The organism is Rhodococcus sp. P4_B6 (assembly GCF_056402215.1).
In genome coordinates this window covers 1-10,092 of record NZ_JBFUHV010000241.1, presented here as the reverse complement: position 1 = coordinate 10,092, position 10,092 = coordinate 1, and the positions used below count along the sequence as shown (strand labels likewise).

Genomic DNA, 10,092 nt, shown 5'->3' with positions numbered 1-10,092 from the left:
GTGATGCACCGTGCATCACCCACGACTCGATCGAGCGACGCTCCCGTGAGCGCTAGCTGGTCAACTTCAAGTCCCATCCTCCCGTTCCTTGCATAAGTCGTCACACGCCCACTCCCCCGGGTGCCGTCCAGGCTCGGTTTGCGCTGCCTTGGTGGGGAACGGCCTCACCAAGGTAAACCAAGGCAGTGGACTCGGGAGCGTCAATATGCCGGAGCAACAAGGATGCAGCGCAGCGGGAATGCCCCGCCGATCACTAGAGCGAAACCGACATACGCGCGGGGCCATCCATCGCATCTCAGGCAGGACCCAGTTAGCCGGCGACAGGTGTGACGCCACTCCCATTGGCCCCAGCCCTCAGCGGAAGTTTCCCACGAGGCTCACCAAGTGGAATGGCCTCGATGCGGATACGGCCCCAACAAGAGCGTGAACGTTCACCGCCTCGACGTGACTCGCAACCCCTAGAGCAAGATCCGCTTCGTAACGAACGCCCCATCGATCGGTCTGGCAATGACCGCCCTACCCGGGCGCGGGACTCTTGTTGCCAGCGCCTCCCGCGGCTTACAACCTCATCCGACTGCTGTGCGGTGATGCACGGTGCATCACGACGGGTTGCCACCTCTCTTGCTCCTGGCGCATTGGTTTGGTCCGATTTGGATCGGTCATGCCGCCGTGATGCGCGGTGCATCCGGTCAGATCCCGTGAGGTGGTGTGCGAAGGGTCGCGACTCCTCGGGGGATACGGTCCGCGCTGCGGGCGCCCCTATTCGGGTTCTGCAGCGGCGGTGTTGCCGCCAACGGAGTGGGCCAGATCGTCGCGGCCCGTCACAGGCACGGTGCTGACCTGGTCCGTCCTGAGGTGGGTCGCGCCTGCGGTGATGCACGGTGCATCACCGGTCGGCAGTGGAACGCTCACCTGGGCGCGGGACTCTTGCTGCCAGCGCCCCCCGGCTTGCAACCTCATCCGACTGCCTGGGCGGTGATGCACCGTGCATCACCGAAGGCCTCGACAACGGAAGGACTCGGCCGCGCGGGCGGTCAAGTAGGCGACGAGCCGGGCTGAGCGACTCCCTTGCGGTGATGCACCGTGCATCACGGCGAGATCCCGTGAGGTGGTCTACGAAATGTTGCGCGACTCCCCGAGACATGCGGTCCGCTGGGTCCTCTCCGTTCGGGTTCTGCAGTGGCGGTGTTACCGCCAAGGGGACAGGTAAGAACGTCGAGGCCCATGACCGACGCGGTGGGGCGCCGCCGCTTCGCACGGGCGGTGTTGACTTGGGAGTGGGGTGCGCCTTTGGTGATGCACCGTGCATCACCGAAGGCGTCGACAGGGAGTCGACAGGGAAGGGTCTCGGCCACGCCTAGCAGTCAAGTGGACGACGAACCAGGCTGATCGCGAATCCTCTGCGGTGATGCACCGTGCATCACCGGTTGGCAGCGGAACGCTTACCCGGGCGCTGGGACTCTTCGCCGCCGAATCTACCCGCGGCTTGCAACCTCATCCGACTGCCTGTTCGGTGATGCACCGTGCATCACCCGGTGTTCAAGTCGATGTGATGCACGGTGCATCACCGCGTGGGCGACACGCCGCCGGAGATATCAAAGGAGGCGGATCGATCCCAGTACGCTCCATCTAAATACATGCAAAGCATGCGCAGAGAATGGAGGATGATGAACGCCGGAGTGACATCCGAAATGGTGGCCACCAGCTCATCGACCAGTCCGGCCGCGAGCAAACGCAAGCCGGCCGCACGTAAACCGGCAGGCAGGAAGACTGCGAGTCGGTTCCGAAAGTACGCCGGCGGCGAAGAGAGTGAGGAGCTCGCGGCCGCCGCCTCCGGCGATGTAACTACTACGCAGGCGAATGGTGATGCAAACACGGGCGGCATCACCGCCGCGCTTGCTGGATTAGCTGCCGCCGACGGCCAAACCGTTGTGCAGGTTCCAGTTCTCCAGACCGCCCCGCACCCGTTCAACGACCCGGACAGGTCTAAGCCCCAGGCTGGCGACCCAAAATGGGATGAGTTGGTCAACGGCGCCAGGGCGAACGGCATCAAGGTTCCCGCGCTGCTGGTAACACGCGAGGGTTTCCTCGCGCAACGGCCCGACCTCGCCCACGCTATTGGTGACGATGCCGAGTATGTGGTCATCTACGGGCACCGCCGCCGCGCGGCCGCCATTGCCGCCGGGCTGGCGACGATTCCGGCGGTGATTGACGACGCCGTGATGGACGATCACGGCGACCTCGACGCCATGACGCTGGAGAATCTCGGACGCCAGGACCTTTCGGAGATCGCCGAGGCCCAGATGTTCGCTCGGTACTCCGAGTTGGGAATGGGCCAGCGTGCCATCGCGGACAAGCTGGGCGTCGATCAGGCGACGGTGTCAAGGCGGCTGTCGCTGTTACTCCTTGCCCCCGAGGTCCAGGCTGCGATTGCGGAGGACGCGATTCGAAGCGCCGAGGGCGCCGCTTTGGCGGGCGCGCTCCCCTACGGTCCCGCACGGAGCTGGCAGAAGAAGCCAGACCCGGCGCAAAGCTCGGATACCCGTCGTTCCGAGCAGCTCGCGGCGTTCACGCTGATTTCTGATCGCGGAATGAGCCCGACGCGCGCGGCTGAACGTGTGCTGACGGAACGGAAGTCCCGAGAGCAGGCATCGGCTGCGGGACTCGATATCGTGGATCCGCGCGAGCGGTTCGGTGAGAGCTTCCATGAGCATCGACTGTTCGAGGTGTCCGATATCGATCTCGAGAGCACCAAAGTCGTCGGCGCGATCGACCCCGGGCAAGGAACGCTTGTCTACTACGCCGTCGACAAACCCGCTCGAGCCGAAGGCAATGCCGACGAGTTGGCCGCGAAGCGGGAAGCGGAAGCAGGGGCGGCGGCAGCGAAGGCGCGTCGAGAAGCGGGCAAGAAGCTCGCGGCCTCCGTTCCGTCACGGGAGAAGTTGGTGACCTTCTTTATCGACCAATACGCCTATGGCATCTCCGCTCTGGCGACGAGCAAGGAGGGGTGGAGGCTGGCGCAGGCATTTGTTGGATTGGAAGGTCTCGACTCCACCGAGTTCCGGGTGAGTGTTGAGAACGGCGACGAGAAGCGCCGCAGTGAGATCGCCTGGGCATGTGCGGTTGCAGGTTACGAACTCGCGGCAGCCGATTCCTCCCGGGAGTGGGGCCGTTCTGATCTCGCGTACTTGGACTTGCTGTCCGAGCGTGCCGGTTACAAGCCGACCGCGTGGGAGGAAGCCCGCCTCGACGCCGCGCGCCGCGCACTGTCTCTCGCCGATTGACGTCGGTGATGCACGGTGCATCACCGAGTTCGCCCCCGCCGCGGGGTGATGCACCGTGCATCACCCATAAGCGGACACCAACGAATTCAGAACCTTCAAACCGCAAGGAGTTCCCGTGGCTACCTACGCAGTAGCAACCCTGTCCGGCAGTGCCGGCAAAACCACAACGGTCACCTCGACCGCCACGCTGCTCGCCCAGGACGGATACCGCGTCCGAGTTCTCGACATGGACAGTCAGGCAAACGCAAGCACCTGGCTCGGATACCCGGAAGCCTCCGGCAAGACCGCCGCCGACGTCCTCCGGCGCAACGCTTCTATCAAAGAAGTCGAACGCCCAGCGCGGGTGCTGCGGGGATACGACGAAGCCGACCAACCCGTGTACGAGGAGATCCCCAACCTCACAATCGTCCCCGCCGCTCGTGACACACTCGACAAGCTGATCGTGGAGCTGCCCGCAGTAACCGGTGGTGTCCTTCATCTGCGTGACGCCCTCGAGGAAGCCGATCCTGTCGACGTCACCTTGATCGACTCCCCCGGCTCCTTGAATGTTCTGGTGATCGCCGGCATCCTCGCGACAACCGTCGATGAGGAGGGGCCGTACGGATCGTGGGGCCTGATCACATGCACGAAGCCCTCCGGCAAGGAGAACGAAGGCATCCCGGCGTTGGAGCAGGAACTGCGGAAGATCAAGCGGACCTACCGCGTCGACGTTCCGCTGCTGTCCATCGTCCCCTGCGCAGTCCCCCCGATCGGCGACGTTTACCGTGAGCAGATGGACGATCTGCTGAGCGAATACGAGGACAGGGTGACGCCCCCGATCCGTCGCGCGAGCATCGTGGATGAGGCCTACACGAACTATGTTCCGGTGCCGATCTACGGTTACAGGGCAAAGACGGTCACCAGCGACTACCGAGCTGCGCTGACTCACATGCAGAAGCTGGGGCTGTTCGGACAACGGGCAGTGGTCGCGTAGGGACTGGAGGCCACCTGTGGTGAACGATGTTGGGCGGCACATGAGGCCTTCACGTGGGACGAGCACAGTCAATGTGCCCCATGATCTGCACGCGCTCGCCCGGGCCGCGGTACGCCTCGTGCGTCGCAAGACCGGGCGACCGTACTCGCTTATGCAGTTCACGCAGGAGGCGTTCGCAGCGCAACTGAGAGTGATTGCCGAGACCTACAACGATGGTCGCGCGATTCAGCCCGACGCCGAGCCGTTGGAGCCCGGTAAGGCGGTGTGAGGCAAGGCGGGTGGCGTGGAGAGCTCCGGAGGTAGGCGGAAGGGCTTGTGACAAGCCGTCGATGCAATCGCGGCGGCGGTAAGCCCTCTGCTGGATCGTCATAGGCAAGCGAGGGCTACAAAGCGAGGGTCGCGAGCCAATTCGGTGTGGTCGGCGGCGCGGTTTCGGCGCCACGATCGATAGGGCTGGGCTGTCCCCTTCCCGCGTTGATCGTGCCGTGCCGGACGGTGCAGTCAATCGTGTGTTGGACGACGGAAGCGGCTCCAAAGTCCACGGCATGCGTACGCCGTTGCCGCACTGCCGCCGAAGATCAGAAGGGTCAGAATCAAGATCGCCGTAACCGACGTGCTGCCCTGGCCACTGACCCATTTCCAGCCCAGCGAGAGGCCGGGCACCAGTGCCGCGAGACCGACCGTGAGGAGTGCGGCCAGACCCACGATCGTGTCTCGGGAGAATGTTGTTTCCGGCACCGCGTCACCATATCGGGAGGGGTGTCCGCAGTGACGACCTTTTCCCGGAGGGTCCGCGTGCGATGTGGTGTCCGATGGGCTGGGGACGCCACCGCCACTTTGTTGAGGCGACGATGGCTCTCTCCACGACTGGACTGCCCCTCCCCCGGTTCCCCGCTCCGTTCGATTTTCGATTCGCGCGTGTCCGGGTTCGGTTGCCGTTATTCAGTCTGGTCTGACATCCAAATACAGGCGGAGTGCGTGTTCGACCAGCGCGCTACGGCTACCCGCGGACCACTCTTCGGCAAGAGCATCGAGTGTGGCGGTATCGGAGGCGATGATCCCGGCAAGAGGCACACGAGCTTGAATCTCGCTGTGCCGTCGGCGGCGCGGTTGCGCACCTGCCTCGCGCCGCTTGAACAGTCCAGCGCTTGCTTGAGGTTCTGCGGCGCTCCAGTGGCGTTGAAGTTCGCCGGCGTGCCTCTCAACAGCGTCGAGGACTACTTGCCCATAGGGACGCGCCGTTGCGCGGTCACGCTGTCTTTCCTCGAGCGTGAGTTGGCGCAGTGCGGTGTATACCGCCGGGGGGAGATAGACCTCAGGAGGGGCGGTCCGGATCGGCACCGTGCTGCTGTCGCTGCGTGTTTTGGGTTTCCGACGGGGCGCAACGACCGGCTTCGAAGCCTCGGACTGCAGTTGGGGGGCTTCAGTTTCAGCGTTCGGCAATTCTGGCGACGCGTCGTCCGACTCGGGGGGATCGGGCAACGCTGCGGGTGACGGTTCCGGTACGGTGGCCGCTGCATCGCTTTCTGGGTCGTCCGATGAGGGTGCGGACTGCGGGGCAGTCGTTTCGTCGACCGTTTCGGTGACGATGCTCAGCGTGGGGAGCAAATCGTCGAGATCTCCAAGAGCTCCGGGATCGAACGCGGCCTTCCGGCGTCGTGCACTCACGCCACTCCCCCGGAGACTTCGTCCTTCTCCGCCGACGCCAACCGGCTGAGAACTTCTCGGGTAAGGGATTGGTAGTCACTCGCGAGACCGGACGGGTCTCGGGACCACAAACGCTCACCAAGGCGCTTCTTGTCGCGCAGCCGCTGGATCCGATTCTTCAGTTGATCCTCGGCGGCGGCGACCAGTTCCGCGGGGGTCAGGTGACGGATCCGGAGATCGACGGCGGCTGCACGATCAGAGCGAATGAAGGTTTCGAACGGAGCAGCGCCGCTACCTTCGAGCAGGTCCTCAACCTGCTCGAAAACTTCACGGTTCCGCGCTGTCGCGCGTGGGTTCGCATCAAAGAGAACGACACCGAGAAGTTGGATGAGGGAACCGTTCTCCCGTGCGCGAAGGTAGCGGGCCGCGAGGAGCTCCACTCCCGACAGGCTTGCATCGTCGTCCTTGGTCGGCACGAGGAGGTACCGCGCGGTACCCAGCAGTGCGTCGAGCAGTGGGGCGTCTCCGGGGCCCGAGTCGATCAGAATCAGGTCGTAGTGTTCGACGGACTGCAATTCGGTGAGGGTGGACACGAGGTTGCCCCGCAGATCCATTCCTGATTGGGCGGCGGTCGCTGCGATCGCGCCGATCACCGCGAGTGCCGGTCCTCCGGGGATGAGATCGAGGTTCGGTCGGATCTCTCGGGTGGGTTCGAGCGGGTGCGCGTACTGAAGGGCCATGCTGAGGCCCTTCCCGCGGTCTCCCTCAACTCCGAGATCGGAGGCTGTGACGTTTGCCTGCTGGTCCGCGTCAACGACGAGTACCCGGCGTCCGGCGGCTGAGACCATGCCTGCGACCGCTGCGACGATCGAACTTTTGCCGACACCGCCCTTTTGGTTGGCGATGAGCACACTGCGCGGGGGCTGCGTTGGTGACATGCATAGCACGGTACGGCTGGCCGGTCTCCTAGATGGCCAACGACACGCCCCTGTCTAAGGGGGTGCAACACGTCATGAGTATCGCCGTTGCTAAGGCTATTAACCACGCCTGTTCAATGGTGGTTGGAAAGGTTGCGCAACAGGTCTTGTTAAAGGCCTTTGTGAATGATGTTGACAGCGGCCTCATGGGCCGTCTTGCGAAAGGTCGGGTTGATGTTCGTGTACACGGCCTATTCAAGKGCGGTATATCAGGGCATGGTTAAGGTGGTTGCGGTGGTGGTAGCACAGGGCATAAACAAGGTGACTGTGACGATCATGTCACCGGCGGTTATCACGGTGTTTGTTAAGGACGTTGCCAAGGCCATACTTAAGGCCATAGATATACGAGCAGTTCAGAGGGCATTTTGTTCGATCAGATTGGCAGACGTGAACGGTTCACCTAGTGGCGAAATTAGTTCTCTTGTTGCCCGAATCTGCGCGGTGGGGGAGTGGTCTCTGCCTGCTCGACACCGACCATTCGGTGCCACGGTGGGTCGTTCCCCGACACGGAGTGGCGAGGTAGGAACCTGGTCTTGCAGACGGCAGCCGAAGGTGGCCTGGTGCCTCTCGTTAAGCGCGGAGCCATAAACCTCCTGTTCAGAGGGGAAATAGCTCTCGTTGCTGAATACTCGGACGGCGGAGCGGGGGTGAGTGCCGGCTGCGGCTTCCTTCGCTGCGCCACCAAGAGTGCGAATGGCGTCCACGTTCAACTCCTGGATCTAGCTGCCACGAACATCTCACCTAAGGCCATATGCAAGGCCATACCGATGGCCATGCACATGGTCGCCAATTCAGTCTCTTGTTGGCCGGGCGATCGGTGAAGAGTGTCGCCGAGCACCGCCTGGAATCCGCTCTTAGGGGCGGGGCCACTCCTGGAACCGGCCCGCATTAGACCCGCCACACCCCCTCCCGGTGTTACGTCACTTGACGAAACTCCAAAAGGGGCTGTTCTCCCGCTGTCAAGAAATCGACCGCCCCAGTCTCGGTAAACGGACGCCTTCAAACGGGTCTTTATACACGGAGCGGGAAAAGGGCGTCAGGCAATTCGTCACGTCATCGTCAACGAGCGCAAAGCCGTCGGCGAAGTGCCTGCAACCAGTTATCCGGTGCCCGCAAAGATGGGGAACCGTCGCACAAGTCGTGCTGACCGCAGCAGCCACGTCTGATGGCAACGAAATACCTGGTCAAGAGGTTCGGGGGTGGGTTTGCAGCAGCGGGACCTACGGCCGTCTGGCCCTGGGCGAGCGGTAAGTATTCTGCGGAAACGGCGAAGAATAGAAGCGAGGTCCAGTCACTTCCGCAATCTGTTATCAGACCCACGCTAAAAGGAGCTCAGCACTCGATGTGAGGAAGAGTCCCCAGGTCAGGACCTCTTCCAAGAGTATAGGCGCCATTCGAGCAATGGAAGTTGCGATCGACTGTTGCGGGGAGCTGCCTCGGGTTGCATCACCCGCAGGAGGGAGCGTCAGGGGTGGTCGTGTGAGGGTGTGGGGAGCGGGGTCCGCTTCAGTCGGCCGCGCGACCGGGGTGATGCACCGTGCATCACCACATCCGGCAAACGAGAACATCGCGTCCGCAGCTGTGCCAGCACGGCACGGCGTGGCGGATCCACGAGAACGACCGCTACGCCTGGAATGATGTGCACGTGAGCAATCACGATGTGTCACGCCCTGCAAGCTCGACGTCAGCGGAGGCCATGCCTACCGTTCCGTCGGGCGGTGACGCGACGGAGTCGCTGTCGGGAGTTGACGATCGAATCGTCGCCGAACTCGACCGGCTGCAATCTGCAAGCACTGCACGAAATTACCGGCAGGACTGGGTTAGGTTCGCGAGTTGGTGTGCGCCCCGTGAAATTTCATTGATGCCGACCGATCCTCGTGCTGTCGCCGCCTATGTGCGTGAGAGCGCGGAGACGCGGTCCGAGGTGGGCGATCGGATGTACTCCATTGCGACATTGAGTCGGTGGGTGGCGTCCATCAACTATTGGCACCGCGCATCTGGATTGCCCCTGCCCGGTCGGTCGCCGTGTGTCAAAGACGCGCTCGCGAACGCGCGAAGGGCGTACAAGCAGAACGGTGACCGCCCAACCAAACGGGCGCACCCACTTCGTATCGGCGAGCTCGAAGGAATTGTCGATGCGAGCCGTCGTGACGCGACGACATGGGTCAAGCGTGCGCGCGAGCGCCGTGACAGCGCACTGTTGCTCATGGGTTTCGCGGGGGCACTTCGGCGCTGCGAGCTGTCCATGCTCACCATTGCCGACGTGGCCCAGTGCGGAGACGGGGATCTTCGCGTCCAGATTCCAGGTCCGCACGGGGGTCTGGTCGATGGCTTGATCAACCATGTCGAGTCATCGCGGGATCACACAATGTGCGCGCCGTGTGCCTACAGGCGCTGGCTCGAGGTGGTTTCGGCTGTCGACGGCTTCGGTCGTCCAGGTGTGATTCGGTTGCTCCACCAACACGAGGAGTTCGAAGGCCACGTCTGCCTTTCCGCAGCGCCAGTTGTCCAGGATCCGGCGTTACCGGTTTTCCGTGCGATCCGTGCGAACGGCAACATAAACTCGGGCGCGCTCTCGGGCGCTGCAATTCATGCCGCGATACGGCGGCGCGCAGCCCTTGCCGGCCATTCCCACGAGTTCGTCGAAAGGGTAGGGGGAGAGTCGTTGCGGGCCGGCTCTGCTGCGGAGCGCCTGGACAACGACTCGCAGCGCTGCCGATCTTTGCGCCGCACGGCTTAGTGTCGTGAGTGGTCTTGGGAGCGAGCGTAAGAAGAGTTGGGCTCCGGGCCCGATCTCGCTATTGGGAGCGAAGGTGACAGAGGGCGGGGCTTTGGTGAGCGCGCGGTTGCAGTTCTTCGTCCGTTGCGCGGCTGGCCCGGGGGACGAGGCCGAACGTGCGGAGGGGGCAGCAGGCCGACTCGGGAAGAGAACTCTCTGGGGGACACATGGCTCGGGTGCGTGATCGGCGGCATCGTATTGCATAGCCTCGTACTGTGACGTTCGCGCAGTCGGAAATCAAAGGCGTGCAGGATTTTTCTGCGCTGTTTCCCCACCAGGGTCAGGGTGCACAGTACCGATACGATTGGGCTCTGTTCGCTGATTGGTGTACTGCRCTGGCGGCGTCGGCGCTCCCCGCTGATCCCCTTGCCCTCGCGAGCTTCCTTGACGAGCATCCGGCGGCTCAGTCCACCCAACGGCGCCGTGTCGCAG

At 63.3% G+C, this 10,092-nt stretch carries 6 protein-coding genes and 1 pseudogene; 4 read left to right on the top strand and 3 right to left on the bottom strand.

Annotation, left to right across the window (positions count from 1 at the left end):
• Window positions 1–1,664 precede the first annotated feature (1,664 nt).
• Together AC1DWT_RS46490 and AC1DWT_RS46485 are read left to right on the top strand one after the other, a co-directional pair.
• Entirely contained in the window at window positions 1,665–3,284 is a 1,620-nt protein-coding gene (locus AC1DWT_RS46490) for a ParB/RepB/Spo0J family partition protein (RefSeq protein WP_477925849.1), read from the top strand.
• Between the two features lie 115 nt (window positions 3,285–3,399).
• Window positions 3,400–4,257, top strand: a complete 858-nt coding sequence (locus AC1DWT_RS46485; protein ID WP_005571224.1) for a ParA family protein — start codon at window positions 3,400–3,402, stop codon at window positions 4,255–4,257.
• A 501-nt stretch (window positions 4,258–4,758) separates the two neighbouring features.
• Here the strand turns inward: AC1DWT_RS46485 and AC1DWT_RS46480 are convergent.
• From AC1DWT_RS46480 to AC1DWT_RS46470, 3 genes are all read right to left on the bottom strand, one after another.
• Entirely contained in the window at window positions 4,759–4,995 is a 237-nt protein-coding gene (locus AC1DWT_RS46480) for a hypothetical protein (RefSeq protein WP_477925848.1), read from the bottom strand.
• A 204-nt stretch (window positions 4,996–5,199) separates the two neighbouring features.
• Entirely contained in the window at window positions 5,200–5,925 is a 726-nt protein-coding gene (locus AC1DWT_RS46475; RefSeq protein WP_477925847.1) for a hypothetical protein, read from the bottom strand.
• A complete protein-coding gene (locus AC1DWT_RS46470) occupies window positions 5,922–6,842 on the bottom strand; it encodes a ParA family protein (RefSeq protein ID WP_477925846.1) in 921 nt (306 codons plus the stop codon). Before AC1DWT_RS46470 ends, AC1DWT_RS46475 begins: the two co-directional genes overlap by 4 nt.
• Before the next feature lie 1,684 nt (window positions 6,843–8,526).
• Between AC1DWT_RS46470 and AC1DWT_RS46465 the strand changes: the two genes are divergently transcribed.
• Both AC1DWT_RS46465 and AC1DWT_RS46460 read left to right on the top strand, forming a co-directional pair.
• On the top strand, window positions 8,527–9,621 hold the full coding sequence (locus AC1DWT_RS46465; RefSeq protein ID WP_477925845.1) for an integrase: 1,095 nt from the start codon (window positions 8,527–8,529) through the stop codon (window positions 9,619–9,621).
• A gap of 254 nt (window positions 9,622–9,875) precedes the next feature.
• A pseudogene (locus tag AC1DWT_RS46460) lies at window positions 9,876–10,092 on the top strand (hypothetical protein); the annotation flags it as partial.